The 14,957-nt window shown below is 58.9% G+C and carries 13 protein-coding genes and 3 pseudogenes; 8 read left to right on the forward strand and 8 right to left on the reverse strand.

Going from position 1 to position 14,957, the window contains the following annotated elements; translation table 11 throughout:
• Window positions 1–269 precede the first annotated feature (269 nt).
• Window positions 270–1,315: pseudogene (locus EN818_RS29220) on the forward strand (IS110 family transposase).
• Window positions 1,316–1,536: 221 nt separating this feature from the next.
• Here EN818_RS29220 and EN818_RS29225 read toward each other — a convergent pair.
• Window positions 1,537–2,141, reverse strand: a pseudogene (locus EN818_RS29225) (Tn3 family transposase); the annotation flags it as partial.
• Between the two features lie 712 nt (window positions 2,142–2,853).
• Here EN818_RS29225 and EN818_RS29230 point away from each other — a divergent pair.
• The 4 genes from EN818_RS29230 to EN818_RS32940 all read left to right on the forward strand — a co-directional run bounded on the left by EN818_RS29230 (window position 2,854) and on the right by EN818_RS32940 (window position 5,452).
• On the forward strand, window positions 2,854–3,036 hold the full coding sequence (locus EN818_RS29230) for a hypothetical protein (RefSeq protein WP_135906143.1): 183 nt from the start codon (window positions 2,854–2,856) through the stop codon (window positions 3,034–3,036).
• A 288-nt stretch (window positions 3,037–3,324) separates the two neighbouring features.
• Window positions 3,325–3,558, forward strand: coding sequence for a polymerase (locus EN818_RS29235; protein WP_135906144.1), 234 nt, complete (start codon window positions 3,325–3,327; stop codon window positions 3,556–3,558).
• A gap of 834 nt (window positions 3,559–4,392) precedes the next feature.
• On the forward strand, window positions 4,393–4,569 hold the full coding sequence (locus EN818_RS32935) for a hypothetical protein (protein WP_189523871.1): 177 nt from the start codon (window positions 4,393–4,395) through the stop codon (window positions 4,567–4,569).
• Between the two features lie 715 nt (window positions 4,570–5,284).
• Entirely contained in the window at window positions 5,285–5,452 is a 168-nt protein-coding gene (locus tag EN818_RS32940) for a hypothetical protein (RefSeq protein ID WP_189523872.1), read from the forward strand.
• Between the two features lie 77 nt (window positions 5,453–5,529).
• Here the strand turns inward: EN818_RS32940 and EN818_RS29240 are convergent, their stop codons facing one another.
• From EN818_RS29240 to EN818_RS29275, 7 genes and pseudogenes are all read right to left on the reverse strand, one after another.
• Window positions 5,530–5,742 carry a hypothetical protein gene (locus EN818_RS29240; protein WP_135906145.1) on the reverse strand — a complete coding sequence of 71 codons (213 nt, stop codon included), beginning with the start codon at window positions 5,740–5,742 and terminating at the stop codon, window positions 5,530–5,532.
• Between the two features lie 439 nt (window positions 5,743–6,181).
• Window positions 6,182–6,685, reverse strand: a complete 504-nt coding sequence (locus EN818_RS29245; RefSeq protein WP_135906146.1) for an Hsp20/alpha crystallin family protein — start codon at window positions 6,683–6,685, stop codon at window positions 6,182–6,184.
• A gap of 26 nt (window positions 6,686–6,711) precedes the next feature.
• The gene (locus tag EN818_RS29250) at window positions 6,712–7,116 is read right to left on the reverse strand and encodes an Hsp20/alpha crystallin family protein (protein WP_135906147.1); all 405 of its coding nucleotides are present in this window, start codon (window positions 7,114–7,116) and stop codon (window positions 6,712–6,714) included.
• Between the two features lie 10 nt (window positions 7,117–7,126).
• A complete protein-coding gene (locus EN818_RS29255) occupies window positions 7,127–7,564 on the reverse strand; it encodes an Hsp20/alpha crystallin family protein (protein WP_135906148.1) in 438 nt (145 codons plus the stop codon).
• 804 nt (window positions 7,565–8,368) lie between these two features.
• Window positions 8,369–9,709: pseudogene (locus EN818_RS34515) on the reverse strand (Do family serine endopeptidase).
• A gap of 447 nt (window positions 9,710–10,156) precedes the next feature.
• Complete coding sequence (gene groL / locus EN818_RS29270; protein WP_135906149.1) at window positions 10,157–11,785, reverse strand: chaperonin GroEL; 1,629 nt, start codon at window positions 11,783–11,785, stop codon at window positions 10,157–10,159.
• Between the two features lie 61 nt (window positions 11,786–11,846).
• Entirely contained in the window at window positions 11,847–12,161 is a 315-nt protein-coding gene (locus EN818_RS29275; protein ID WP_095809073.1) for a co-chaperone GroES, read from the reverse strand.
• 340 nt (window positions 12,162–12,501) lie between these two features.
• Between EN818_RS29275 and EN818_RS29280 the strand changes: the two genes are divergently transcribed.
• The 3 genes from EN818_RS29280 (at window position 12,502) to EN818_RS29290 (ending at window position 14,794) form a co-directional block, all read left to right on the forward strand.
• Complete coding sequence (locus EN818_RS29280; RefSeq protein ID WP_135906152.1) at window positions 12,502–12,843, forward strand: hypothetical protein; 342 nt, start codon at window positions 12,502–12,504, stop codon at window positions 12,841–12,843.
• A gap of 26 nt (window positions 12,844–12,869) precedes the next feature.
• Window positions 12,870–13,133, forward strand: coding sequence for an usg protein (locus EN818_RS29285; protein WP_135906150.1), 264 nt, complete (start codon window positions 12,870–12,872; stop codon window positions 13,131–13,133).
• 1,391 nt (window positions 13,134–14,524) lie between these two features.
• Entirely contained in the window at window positions 14,525–14,794 is a 270-nt protein-coding gene (locus EN818_RS29290) for a DUF982 domain-containing protein (protein ID WP_245454835.1), read from the forward strand.
• The last annotated feature ends 163 nt before the right edge of the window (window positions 14,795–14,957 follow it).

Genomic DNA, 14,957 nt, shown 5'->3' on the forward strand with positions numbered 1-14,957 from the left:
GATGGAGCCGCCACGGATGCTGCATCGATTTCGATAGCAACGCCATTGCGAAAGGAACCTAAGATCGCGGCTGGCTTTCCCCCGCATGAGCGCGCGCTTTGAAATTTCTGGACCGATCGACGGCAGAACATTTGCCAAACGTGAGCACCGACGACCCAGGGGCGGTTGGGGTCGGAACAAGAGCTGTTCAAAATCGATGGGATGGAAGGCTCCCGCTCCGCCGGTGCTAGGTTGGCATCGGTTAGGATGGACAAACAGGGAGCGTTCGAATGGAAGAGATTTCTACTGTCGGCATCGACCTTGCGAAGTCGGTGTTTCAGGTTCATGCGATTGATGCCGCCGGCAATGTTATCGTCCGGCGACAGTTGCGACGCCAGCAGATGTTGAAGTTCTTCGAGCAGCTGGAGCCTTGCTTGATTGGGATGGAGGCGTGCGGCACTGCCCACTACTGGAGCGCGAGCTTTCGGCCCTTGGACACGATGTGCGGCTGATGCCGCCGGCCTATGTGAAACCCTATGTCAAGCGGCAGAAGAACGATGTCGCGGATGCTGAGGCGATCTGTGAGGCCGTGATGCGCCCGACGATGCGTTTCGTGCCGATCAAATCGGTAGAGCAGCAGTCAGCAGCGATGTTGCATAGATCGAGAGCGCTACTGGTTAAGCAGCGGACGATGCTCATGCATTCGATCCGCTCTCATCTCGCGGAGCTCGGCATTTCTACCGGAGCCGGGATCAGTCAAATCGCCCGTGTCGTCCGGGAACTTGCGCAAGGCGAACGTTCCGAGCTGCCCGAGCTTGCCCGGTCTGTCCTCGAAGCACTGGCCAGGCTGGTCTGTGACCTGGCTCAGCGACTTCAGGCGATCGAGAAGAAGCTGATCTCCTGGCATTACCGAAACGATCTCTCGAACCGGCTGGAAACCATCCCCGGGGTAGGATTCGTCACGGCGTCGGCGCTCGCTTCGATCGTTCCTGACGCGGAGGTTTTCAGTTCAGGTCGGCATTTCGCTGCCTGGCTTGGCTTGGTGCCGAGACAGAACTCCTCGGGAGGCAAGTCGCGCCTCGGCCGTATCAGCAAGCAAGGAAATCGATATATCCGGCAGCTGCTGATCCTCGGTGCGACATCGGTGCTGCGATACGTTCGCCGCGACGGAGACGGAGGGTCGAGTTGGGTTAGCGGTCTGCTGCGGCGTCGGCCGCCGAAGGTTGTCGCCGTTGCTCTTGCCAACAAGATGGCCCGCATCGCATGGTCGATCATGCGGCGTGGCGGTGAGTACGAAATCAATGAACTGAGAGCGGTGCAGCACACCAGCAGCTGAGGCCGTTCGAGGTATGAGGCGAAAGAGGTAAGTGAAGGCAGCAACTCGATCCCAAGGATCAGCCGAACCCGTTTAGCGTAGCGGACCTCAAAGTCCGTCTAATCGATTGGGGGCATAATCCTGGCGGAACCCTTCAAGGCCAGCAGTCGAAAGATGGCTGCATCAAAGGCCGGACACACGACTGCACTCGAGATGCGCTGCACGACCGAACCAAATTCCCCTCAACGCGGGAGCCTTCCACACACGTACGCTAAGGTCGAACGGAGCGGGAACGTTATGCGGCACGCCGTAGACCAGCTGGGCAGGCGGAGCGACCTGAAGCCTTCCGGGAGATGTTGCTCGCTGTCCCAGGTTGATATGCTCCCAACTGGAGCGGCGAGACATGCTTCAACAGTGGATCTGGAACGTTCCTTCCCGATCGTTTGAGCTGTGTGACCGCGCGATCGAGATAGACCGTATTCCAGTGTACGATTGCACCGACGACGAGGTTGAGGCCGGAATCTCGGAACGCCTGGCTTTCGAACGATCGGTCGCGGAGTTCGCCGCGCTCGTGGAAGAAGACCGCGCGTTTGAGTTTGTGCGCAGCCTCGCCCTTGTTGAGGCCGGCCTGGCAACGCCGGCGTAGCGCGGGACTTGAGGACCATTCGATCATGAAAAGCGAGCGCTCAATCCGGCCGAGTTCCCGTAGCGCCTTTGCGAGTTGGCCTTCCTTCGGAGATGCCGAGAGCTTCTTCAGGATCGTGGACGGCACCACGGATCGGATCGTGATCGACGCTGCCAGATGGAGCAAATCATCCCAGTGGTCGAGGATCAGGGTGGTGTTGATCATTTCGATGATCTCGCGGGCTTGGCCTGCGTGATGCCCGTTTCCCGCACGAGGAACCGGAGGCGGAATTCCTTCTCCGCGCGAATATGCTTTTGGCGTTCTAGCTTGGTCTCACGTCGCACTACCGCCCGCCCAGCGGAAGCACTCGCACATCGAAAAAATGCCCGTTGGCAGAACCAACGGGCAGTTGCTGAAGTGTCGCCTGATTGCGGCTTAGAGCGGACAACATGCGCAAACAGGCACTTGTAAACCTGTGGCGCCAGTCCAAGTTCCGCGATTTTCTTAGTCCGGACCTTCAGTCCAGCCCACGGGCCACCCAATGTCCTAACGACAAACCTCATAGGTCTCACGGGGGAACGCTAACGCATTTTAGTTGTTCGTCATATTCCCGGCAAGACGGTCGTCTGGAGGACCCCAATGCCTTTACCCGACGATATGCGTCACTTGGAGCTCAGATTCGAGTGTCCCAATTGCAATCATCCGATCATCAGGAAGGGCTCCTGGTTCCGGGTGATCTCCACCTTTCGATGCGAACAGTGCGGAGCCACGCTGAGGCTTGGTTATGGCGACAAGCTCGCTCTGTTCGAAAAGCATAAGCACTTGCGAACGCACAATCGCTCCGACGCGCTGCCTTCTCAGCGCCTCGGATAAGCGAACCGACTATGCGGTGGCTGGCCTGGCCATCTGTTAAGGCTGCCACAGATCATCGGGGATGAACGTCGAGAGAGACATCGGGAGGGTTGAGCAGCACATCCGGGAGATTGAGGAACGGGTGGCGGAGGCTCTGGCTGCGGTCGCCAGACAGGAAAGCCCGAAAGAGCGGGCCTTCTTGACGTTCTTGGGTGAGGCGCTGGCATTGAGCCGGGAGCATCTGGCCATACTAAAATCAAAATAGCCCGGCTTGCTTTTGGCGGTTGGAACGGCACAGGGCAAGCCGGGCTTGCGTCGGTGCCTTGCACGGGGGGTGGTTCGGCCAACGCGGATGCAGAGTGTCCGATTCATACAAGCAGGTGCAATTGCGACTGAAGTCCGATGTTCCTCCGCATCGGTCCGCGCGCTGAAACATATAGCCTGTTATCGCATTGGCATGGGGACCGGCGGGAACGTCCCTTCACCGCCGGTCTGTTTAACACCCGCCGCTTCCTGCGATGCGGCGGGTGTTCATTTTAGGCGGGAGCAGCGCATGCAACTCGGCGAGATCATCGCGAACTTCTTTGCCGCCCTTCTGATGCTGTGCGTTCTCTCAATGGTGTTTCTGTTGGCAGGGAAGCCGCTATGGCCGGAGGAAGGTAAAGCGAGAATGGTCCTCCTATTGCCACCCGACGCTATAACAACGGCATCGATCAAGGCGCCGACGCATCCGCATTTGCCTGAAAGCATCGATGCCGGGCTCCTCCAACCGAAGCCCCCACATTGAAGCCCGATAGCCATGGAAGCTGACGACAAGGAATCGGCGACGCTCAAAAGGCTCGCGAGAGAGGCTGGCGTTACCGAAGCCCAGGCGGTCTACCTCGTCTCTCTCGTGGGCCTGAATTGGAGTTCGCTCACGCGCGAGGCGAGGTTGCTTGTCAAAATGCCCGACTAGGGCCTCACCCGGACGGGTGAGGTTCGCGTCGCCGCCGGAAGAGGCCCGGCCTGCTAGGATCATGCTCGTGACACATGAGACTATCCGGCCGGGTCTCGCCTCGCCGGTGAGGGAACCAACGAGGCAAGGCCCATTTGCAACGGCGACCTGCCGTCAGCTTTAACGCATGTGATTCCTGATGCCAGTTCCCCTATCAGCGAACAGGTTCCGCCACTTAGGCCCGTTGCCGGCTCTGCGCTCCGACAACGGGCCTCCTTGTCCGGTCTGCCTTGGGTGGCAATGCAAACCGGACCCCACCCCAACACCAATTCAGGCCCGACGCGGATGCTATAACCCGCATCAGGCTCATCAGTTCCTGCTAATTTGCTGGGTCCGTCGAAAAATGCCATCGCCATCGACCCGGGTGGTCCGACGCGGCCATTTCACTAATCGTTCACGATATTAGCCCAAGCTAATGCTCGGACATGCTGGTACTGAGTACATGACCTGATAGCCCCGGCGCCGATCTCCTCAGCGCTGGGGCTTTTCATTCCGCACAATCCAATTCAGCAATTCGGGATCGATAGTGTGCGAGCTCGTAAATTCCTGGATCAGTTTGGCGGCGTGAACCGCCACTCGCTTTCCGGTAGGTTGCTTTCGCGGATTTCGGTGTGGAGTGCCGATCGGATGATTTCGACATCCATGGCCGATAAAGACTTCGAGTTCGCCATTGCAGCCTCAAACGCGCAGGGCGAAGCCATTCCCACTCGCGCCAATCTGATCTTGAATCTGGTTGAGCGGGTCATCGTATTTCAGCTTGTCGCCATCCTTCTTCCCCGCCTTACCCGTGAAGCGATCGACTGACTTTGGACGTGCGGTCACTCGGTCAATGCGAGGGGTGCCCGCAAAGACTCCGTCAGATTGCCGATCAGCGCTGTCGCCACTGGTATCAGCGCCTGGCGTGTCGGTTCGCATACGCAGTTCGAAGGTCCATCATTTTGACCTCGCCACCTTCTCGGTCACGACGGAACCTACAGTGGAGTACTTGTATTCTCCGCCAACTTCAGCGTGGATCGGCTCCTTTGTGAAGACCTCATCAAATTCGGCCGATGGCGCGGTTAGCACGGCTCCGGAGCTCAGCTCCACTGTGCGGTAAGGAACCTGCTCGGTGAAGACGGGAGCGTCGAAGACGAAATTTTCAGCTTGGATTGCCGGATCCTTTATCCGCTAAGGCGCGTTGCGAGTAGGCTCGGAGAAGTGGAAGTGGTCAAGGAAGCCGTTCACGCTCGTGGTCTGTCCCTGCAAACCTGGGCCTGAGGGTGACTGCCGACGCGATCTCGCTCTTAACGGTTACGTCCTTGGATTTGCTTGCTGCTGCTTTCAGCGCAAGCGCAAGCCGGCGCCTCCCGCGCGTAGGGGTAGTTCGAAGGCCGGAATCGAGAAAGTCGTTGATCCAGTATCGAGAAAGTCGTTGATCCAGTATTGAGAGACTTCACGCTCTCGACTTTCGATCTGTTTGTCGACGGCCCGGCCCGTCCAGAAGCCATTAGTCAGCGACGTGTGCTGGTAGACGACCGCCTTGTATGAATATGCGTTTTTCATAAAAGACGCGCTCAAGAAAGGCGAGGTTCAGGGTTGCCGCTTCTGCCTCCGCCAACACGGCGATGTGGGCGGGGAAGCGCGACACCACGATCTTGCGGTTTTGGCCGTCCTGGCCCGCTACAAGAAACAGCAGACCAATGCCTGACCGTTTGGTGGTGTGACGCGCCAGCCGCTCGGCTACGAGACGGCCGGTGTCGATGGTCCGGTTGGTGAGGTGATCGACTAGAAGCGTTCGGCACGGGTTGCCTGGCTGCCGTCCGCTCCCTGGTTGAACGCGACGTCGATCGTGCACTCGTTATCCGAGCGCAAGTAGACCTCTTCCAGCAGGTCGAAGAGCTTACCCTGTAAAGAAACGGCCGAACCATTGATGGCGTCGATCTCCTCGGCACCTTTGCCGGGATAGACAAGGTATGTATGAAGGCTTTGAATGGGCACGCTTTTCCCCCCCGAAGTAAGTCAAAAAATCGCAACATAAGCCGTTCGCTGCGGCTTGCGGTCACGTAGAAGCTTTCAGCCCGAAATGTATCTCAAGCATTCGCTAGGAGATTGTCAAACGGCAGGCACTTGCTGGAAGGAAATCGACCTCTCCTCGGCGCGATTTCGATCAAGCTCTTATCGGGCCAGATCTCGAATCCTCACAGAAGTCCGCTATCGCCGGTCAGGATACCGGATCTGCCGATCGGTTACAGGGCCCATCCCAGCCATTAGAATGCCTGCCGGAGCCCCCGGAACGGAGCAAAATCCACGGACGTCGAAAACACACAAAGCGCTTCTTCATGTTCGCCTTTTGTGCTTCGAAGGTTGTCTAAAAGGTAGCCTGGAACGGCTGCAGCATAAGAGATGCGACGGATTTATTCCGTCGCATCTCTTGACGTTAGGTACCCTTCACCTCGATCTTTTTTACGCGCGACAGTGCTTCTTGAGTCTTCGGCAGCGTCACGGTCAGAACGCCGTTTTTGAACTCGGCGTTGACCTTGTCAGTGTCGACACCTGAAGGTAGCGGGATAGAGCGGTAAAACGATCCGTATGATCGCTCCGCTAAGTGATAGCCCTTTTTGCTCTCTTCTCGCCCGCTCTTCCTTTCTCCCTTGATCGTGAGTGCGCTGTCCGTCAGCGAGACATCGACATCCTTCTGAGCGAGTCCCGGAAGCTCCACCGAAACCTCAAGCGCGCTCTCGGTCTCGGCGATATCCGTTCGCGGGCCGCCGGCATCCCAGCGACCAAAAGCACCAAACGGTTGATCGAACCGCTTCCAGAAATCCTCGAAGATGCGGTTTACATCGCGCTGCAGGGAAAAGACGGGATTTTCTTCGTCCCGCTTTGCGATTTCGCTTCCCTTATTGTTGTTACCCCAGGGAATCAGGTCTCTGATCTGCATTGCCAACCTCCTTTTTCCCAAACGAACTAGGCCATCTTGAGTTGGATCTTTCTCGCCTTTGCAGGTGCGGCCTTCGGGATGACCAGCCGCAGGACGCCGTTCTTTTGGGATGCCTCGATACCGTCCCGATCGATGTCTTCAGACAGAGTGAAGACACGCTCATAATCGCCCGAGGCATATTCGGCGTAGACTTGTCGATAGTTCTCGTGCGGCTGGTCCGCCGCGTAGCCGCGGATCGCCAGTGTCCGCTTTTCGAGCGTGATGTCGACCCCATCCGAAGCGACGCCGGGCATATCGACGAGAAGGACAACATTGTCCTGTGTCTCATAAATATCGGCCCGAGGGACAAAAACCGGGCGCGAACGGGTCCGTTCGCTGCCGTCAACTTTGCTAGGGACCTGGCGCTCGGTCGTTTTCAGTTCTTGAGCCATCTTCGCCTCCTTATCCCTTGATCTGGATCTTCTTCGGCCGATCCGCCTCCGGCCGGTGCAGTTCGACTTCGAGTAACCCGTTGGCGAAGCGAGCCTCGACCTGCTCCGGATCGACGCGGAATGGCAATTGTACAGTCCGGGAGAAGCTACCATACGGGAGCTCGTGTCGGTGCCAGACAGACTTCTCGTCCTCGGTCGTCGGGGATCCGCGTTCGCCTTTCAATGTCAGCGTGTTGTCGCGGACCGTGAGGTCGACATCGCCCGGCGCCAACCCGGGCAACTCAGCGGTCACCGCCACACTCTCCTCGCCCGCCCAAAGGTTGATTGGCGGAAATTCTGGGGCGGTTGCGGCCGTCATTCCGGCCAAACGCTGATTCATTTCTTGTTGCATGCGCCGCATTTCCAAGAACGGGTCGAACCCCACGCGGCCGAAATCTGATAACAGCATGTGCATCCTCCTTCGATTCGCGGTCACATATGTGCTGGACTATGCGCCATGCACGCTCATGCCGGAGCCAGAATCCATCGGAGGCGTTGGGGAAGAGATGACCACCGGCCAAGACCGAGACGGTTGATCGCGCACACGCGAGAAAGAGGGTTCGGGCAGACCCGGAACACATCCTCCTTGCGAAGCGATATGAACCGCACCCGGTACGACATCAGCGAACGTCGTTCCCGTGCCTGGATCCGATTGTGGCATCCGGCAAAAATCAGGTAGGTGAGCAGGCCGAGCCTTTCAAGGGCTTAATCATGTTGGGCGAAGAAACCTCGTCGTTAAATCAAGCAATCAGCTATCGTTCGCGGCGCGGCTGACGATTGAAGTGCCGGAAATCTCAGTTCATGCGCGTGAGCGGATCGTAGTTTTGCGATGTGTCCATTAACGGCACGATGGGCGGCGGCGACCGCGTGCCTTTGGCATGAGCCAACCCAACATCGATAGCGTCGAGTTCTTCCCAGCCGACTAAACCCCGGCCCTAGGCGGACAAATCCAGTTCAATCTGGATTGCTCCGCAGGGAGGCATGAAGTGCATGCTCGCCTTCATCGTAGTAGCTCCGCGGCGCGTTAAGTGAGTATGCGGAGCTTCTTATGCCTATTCGCGGCATAGGCAACTTTGCATTGCCCTCCCACGGGTCAGACTCTGGCGGTTGATCTGGCACTAAGACACGTAGTACCTGCTGCCGTTAATTGCTGCTGCTCTATAATGGGCGTAAGCCGTTTGGACGCGATCAGCCCCCTTCGGGCGCGCTGCCCTCAGGAAGGCACCACCAGAAACAGCTTTGCTCCACCGCGAAACAGATCCATTGCAATCGTCCCGCTTGCCTCGCGCAACGCAGCTCTCAGTTCGGCCACTGAGGCAACCGGTTTCCGATTGATCGCGACGATGACGTCGCCGGCGCGCAAGCCCGCTCGGGCCGCGGCGCTTCCTTCGTCGACTTGCGAGACAAACACATTGCCCGCCGCGTCCTGGAATTGGGCGCCTTCCAGACGGTCCGGCTGCGATGGTGCGGCGGCTGCCGCGTTCTCCGGCGCGATATGAATGGTCACGCTCTTGCGGGCGCCATCGCGCAGATATTCGACGGCCACATCCGATCCGACCGGTGTCAGACCGATGCGGTTCCTCAGATCGGCTGAGCCGGAGATCGGGTAGTTATCGATGCTGACGATCACATCGCCGGCCTGCAACCCGGCATGGGCGGCCGGAGAACCGTCTTCGACGCTGCCGACGACGGCGCCCGAACTGTCGGTGAGTTTGAGTGCCTCCGCGAGGTCTGGCGTGAGGTCCTGTACAGCAACGCCGATGCGGCCTCGCCCACTTCGCCATGGTCGATCAGCTGTTTCATCACCGATGACACCATGGCGATGGGGACAGCGAAGCCGATGCCGACATTACCGCCGGCCGGCGCTATGATCGCGGTATTGATGCCGACCAGCTTGCCATCCGTGGTTACGAGCGCCCCACCCGAATTACCCGGGTTGGTCGAGGCATCGGTCTGGATGAAATCCTCATAGCCCTCGATGTTGATGCCACTGCGGCCGAGCGCGCTGACAATCCTAACGTCACTGTCTGGCCAAGACCGAAGGGATTGCCGATCGCTACAACAGAGTCGCCCACCCGAAGTGTATCGGAGTTGCCGAAAGGAAGAGCCGTGAGCCTGGTCGCCTTGATCCTCAGCACGGCGATGTCGGTCGCCTGATCGCTTCCGACAAGCTCCGCTTTGAAACGACGACGATCCTTGAGCGTCACCGAGATATCACTGGCATCGGCGACGACGTGATGATTGGTCAGGATAAGACCCTTGTCGGCATCGACGATAACGCCGGAACCGGCGCTCAGCCTGGGCTGCGCCTCAGGCATGTTGAAATAGCGCCGGAAGAGGGATCGTTGTAGAGCGGGTTGGTCTGCCCAGGCGAATTCGAGGTGACGGCAATATTGACCACCGCAGGCGTCACCTAGTCAAGGATGTCCGGCAGCGGTCGCTGGGTGGTGGTGCTGACGACGGGCGCGGCTACTGCCGGGTACGCCGGCATTGGAGTTAGCGCGAAATAGAGTGCGGCGAGCACGCCGATGTAACTTGACGATCGCACAGTCATTTTTCGGCCCCGAAACGTAGATAGCTCCTCTCGGCGCGGCCAGCTGGCTATCGGGTCTGCCTTGATGGATCGGACCCCATTGTCCAATCCGTCAATTCGTGCCGGCGTGCACCAGTTCGATTGTCAGAACCGCCGGGCCATCCCGGGCGCGGCGGCATCAGCTCGCTGAGGGTGCGATTTCTGGGCTCGTTTGGTGTCTGTGAGTTTGCGAGCGGCAAGAAACATAATCGTATATGCTGCTCTGCGTCGGTCCCAACCTGCAGCCTCGCTTCTATCAAGCAAGTCGTCCAGCACCGGGTCGAGCGCAACCTTCAGGTCCGCTTCATAGTTCAGATCGGTGACCCCTCGTGAGGGCGGGGGGACTACGTTTAAGTTCATCATGTTCATGGCTGTACCCATCTGTCACGAGTGTCCGCGCCCCGTGGGCGCGGACACTGCCATCTCTCGTCAGAAGTCCAGGCCGCCGCCAGGCATTGCCGGAACCGCGGTTTCCTTTTTCGGCTTCTCGGCAACCATCGCTTCGGTGGTCACCAGCAGGCCGGCAACCGATGCCGCATCCTGGAGTGCGGTCCGCACCACCTTCACCGGATCGATGACGCCCTCGTTGTAGAGGTCGCCAAACGCGTTGGTCTGTGCGTTCCAGCCCCAGCCGAACTCCGGCTTCTCGCGCAGTTTGCCGACGATGATCGAGCCTTCCGCGCCGGCGTTCTCGGCGATTTGGCGCACGGGCGCCTCGATCGCGCGGCGCACGATCTCGATACCGTGCTTCTGGTCCTCATTCTCGGCCTGCACGCTGTCGAGTGCCTTGGCCGCACGAAGAAGTGCCACGCCGCCACCTGGCAATACGCCTTCCTCGACCGCAGCGCGTGTCGCATGCATGGCATCGTCGACGCGGTCCTTGCGCTCCTTGACCTCGACCTCGGTCGAGCCGCCGACACGAATAACGGCGACGCCGCCCGCAAGCTTGGCCAGCCGCTCCTGCAGCTTCTCGCGGTCGTAGTCCGAGGTTGTCTCCTCGATTTGCACCTTGATCTGGCTGACGCGGCCCTGGATCTCGCTCTTCGAGCCGGCGCCGTCCACGATGGTGGTGTTCTCCTTCTCGATCACCACCTTCTTGGCGCGGCCCAGCATGTTGAGCGTGACATTCTCAAGCTTGATGCCGAGATCTTCGCTGATGGCCGTGCCGCCGGTCAGGATGGCGATATCCTCCAGCATCGCCTTGCGGCGGTCGCCGAAGCCCGGCGCCTTGACGGCCGCAACCTTCAGGCCTCCGCGCAGCTTGTTGACCACCAGCGTGGCCAGAGCCTCGCCCTCGACATCCTCGGCGATGATCAGCAGCGGCTTGGCTGACTGCACCACGGCCTCGAGCACGGGAAGCAGCGCCTGCAGGTTGCCGAGCTTCTTCTCATGGATCAGCACATAGGGCTCTTCCAGCTCGACGCGCATCTTGTCCTGGTTGGTGATGAAATAGGGGCTGAGGTAGCCACGGTCGAACTGCATGCCTTCGACGACTTCCAGTTCGGTTTCGGCGGTCTTTGCTTCCTCGACAGTGATGACGCCTTCGTTGCCGACCTTTTGCATCGCTTCGGCCAGGAAGCGGCCGATCTCGGCATCGCCATTGGCCGAAATCGTGCCGACCTGGGCGATCTCGTCATTCCTGGTCACCTTGCGGGCGTTGATTTTCAACTCCTGGACAATTGCCTCCACCGCCTTGTCGATGCCGCGTTTCAGATCCATCGGGTTCATGCCCGAGGCAACAGCCTTGGCACCTTCCTTGACGATCGCCTGGGCAAGCACCGTGGCCGTCGTGGTGCCGTCGCCGGCGATGTCGCTGGTCTTTGAAGCGACCTCGCGCACCATCTGCGCGCCCATGTTCTCGAACTTGTCTTCGAGTTCGATCTCCTTGGCGACGGTGACGCCGTCCTTGGTGATGCGCGGGGCGCCGAACGACTTGTCGATGACGACGTTGCGGCCCTTCGGGCCGAGTGTCACCTTCACCGCGTCGGCGAGGATGTTGACGCCGCGCAGCATGCGCTCACGGGCGTCGGAATGGAATTTGACTTCCTTGGCAGCCATTGGATCACTCCTTGCTATAGGCAGCTTTCATTGACTGAGTTGCGGTTCGATCGAAGCCCGGTCAGGCGGCTTTCTTGACCGTTGCGGTCTGCTCGAGCACGCCCATCACATCGCTTTCCTTCATGATGAGCAGGTCTTCGCCATTGAGCTTGATCTCCGTGCCGGACCACTTGCCGAACAGGATATAGTCGCCGACCTTTACGTCGAGGGCGACAAGCTTGCCGCTTTCGTCACGAGCGCCCGGGCCGACGGCGATGACTTCGCCTTCCTGCGGCTTCTCCTTGGCAGTGTCGGGGATGATGATGCCGCCGGCGCTTTTCTCCTCGGCCTCGATGCGGCGGACCAGGATACGGTCATGCAATGGACGGAACGTCATATCGTTCTCCTTCGGGACAAACAGATTTTTGAGGTTCCTCGACACCGGACCGGCAATATCGGGCCGGTGCGGGGCGCCGCGACCCTTTTTCAGGCATCGCGCGCGTATCGAGCTAGTTTTGGTATTTTCGGGTTTCAAGGGGTCGCTGGAAAATTTTTGGCACTCTGCATTCAAGAGTGCTAGAGACGTGAATTCATACAGCTATTTCCGCCAGGCGCGCGATTTTCTGGTCTTGAAATTCGACCCGAACTCCACGAAATTTTTTGCGGCTGGAGTCCCGAAAGGGGTCACTGCAACAACCAACGATGCCAAGGAGATTGTTACGAAGCGGAGACCATCGATGGAACCGTCGAAAAACATATCCTCGATCGCCCCTGAAACCTCTGATCCTTCGCTTGACCGCTTGCTGTTCCCGGCGCGGCACTTCAATCATCCCGACGAGGTGATGGGCGACCGAACGCTCGACATTCAGGAAAAGCGCGCGATTCTTGCCTCATGGGCGTCGGATGCCTGTGCCGTCGAATCCATGCCTGCGCTGCGAAAGCCACCGGGTGCCGCGAGGCCTGTGACGTTTGACGCCGTCATGGATGCACTTCGCCGCCTGGACGATAGTCGTGGCGAGGTTGGCTGTGACTTCAAGGAACGGCGGGCCCAAGGACGCCCGCAAAGCCTCGACGCCTGAACGACGCACTTGAGAAGGAGAGAAGCATGGTCAGCAGGGAGTTCCGGCTGCAGATGGAGGGCTACGGTCTCACAACCGCGGAGATCCACTACCATATCCCCGATCATCCAAGCCTGTTGCAGCTCTACGTTTGGCAGGAATACGATCTCCTACCGGAATTCCCGACCCTGAAAGGGTTTCTGGATTATTGGGAGCGCGAACTCCAAGGCGCCCTCCATTCCGTGCGCGTCGCCCATCATCGCTTGATAAGGCCTTCCGAATGGAAGGCGGCCGACGGCATCTTCACCTAGCCGGCGCGCACCCGGGTGCCGGGTCATGACTGCCAATTCACGTCCGTCTGGCCATGGCGGCTAGCGCCACCCGTGCCGGTGCGGAGATGCACCAACAATTCTCCGCGAGAGAGATGGTTCTGCACAATCGTCACGTGTTTCGCAAAGAATGACCTGTCCGATGCGATGGCACTTAGGGGCCGCCGAGTTAGCCGGCTTAGTGTGACCTGTTCGACCAGGCGTCGCCGACGATCCAGGCGGCGAGGCTGATTATGAGCAAGACTATTGATGCCATGAGGGGCATGAAAAGCCATGAGCGAAAGCGGCAACCATTCGGCGTTGAAAAGGTAGCTCATCAGCTCTTTAAAGGACGACAACGGCAATCTCCATTGCCAAGTGGGCGTTCTCCATCGAACCTGTTCGACAGTTCCTTCCGTCTGACACGCCCACTCTGCGGTCACGCAATTTGGGCATGATCATATAAGTCTCTCCGAGCGTCAGCGCAGCGGGGAACGAACAGACTTAAAACAGACAGTCCCCCGGCTCTGGCGGCGTCGATCGACGGCTGGGGACGATCCGCAGGATGATAAGGATTGTCGAAGTGTACTTTGCCATCGCCGCGGCTCAATTCGCCCTAGCGACATCTTCTCAGGAGCACGACAGGCGACGATGCCGTTCCAACATGAGCAGACGCTGAGGTCCACGCCGGCTGTGATGCCCCTGGCGCGGCGCGTCGAGGGACGGAGGCGCAATGTTGGAGACGCCCAGCTTCTGGAAACTGTGATCGTGCCATTTGGCGGTTGAATGCGGCGGCTTCTTCCGCCGTATTGAAAGCTCTTGCGGTCACCGTGTCGTCAGCCGCGCGCGAGATACGAAATCCCACAGTTGGCGGGCTGTATACCACACAGGCGGTCTTCTTGCTGATATCCTAGTTGTACTGACTCATGCGCTGGTTATACCCCATTTCTTGACTTGACCAAGCTATTGGCGAGGAAAGCGTGATCGTCCTTCGGAAGCGCCGTTCACCCGAATGCAAAATCCAGACCGCGAGCAATCCGGATTTCTCCTGCCCCAGCATGATCGAAGGAAACCCAATAATGCCGCACCAAGAGCGCTGGCCGCTCGGTTGGCATCTTCCTTCATTTGGAAATGGGTGCTTCCAATATCTCGGTGGCGAGTGCACTTTTCACTGGTTGGAGCGGAAGGACGTAGGGAGGCAGCTGTAGGCAATAGAGTCCGTTCCTGTGCTGGTCCGCTGTGGCGTTCGACGGGCCCCTTGCCTATTGGCTTTAGCCGCTCGGCATCATTCCTGCTCCACTGTTAGAAGGGAGGTCACCCATGGAAAGCGGAACTTTCGAACAAGCGATTTTCGTCAGGGACGATGGTTTCGTTCTCCGAAGAATCGTTGTGTGATGGATGCGATAGAATTCTTGGAGGAATGGCCGGTCGACAGGCGAGGTCTCCTTCACGCGGCGGCATGTGAAACATACTGTTCCGCGTACGATGGGCGAAAGTCGGTCGAGGCGGCACACAAGATCTTTACGACTTGGGCCCGCAGGGTCGGTGTGACCGAGGATGTCCCAGTGGCGGCCCCCGATGAGCAAACGAAACCCACTGCCAGGCGCGGGCTTACAAACTTGGATCTCAAAAACGTAAAAAGTCTAACGGTACGCCACCCTTGAAAGATCGTGGAGACCTGGCTTTGGATCACCATAGACGGGACTGTCAGGAATTCTGTGCGCGAGGCCGGTTTCGTCACTGGCCGACGAACCTTTCGCCGAAGACGACGGCGAACTGGGTCTTGGCCTCGAACCACTCGCGCGGCGGTCGTTTCCATTCCTCGGC

Source organism: Mesorhizobium sp. M3A.F.Ca.ET.175.01.1.1 (assembly GCF_004791945.1).
GTDB lineage: Bacteria > Pseudomonadota > Alphaproteobacteria > Rhizobiales > Rhizobiaceae > Mesorhizobium.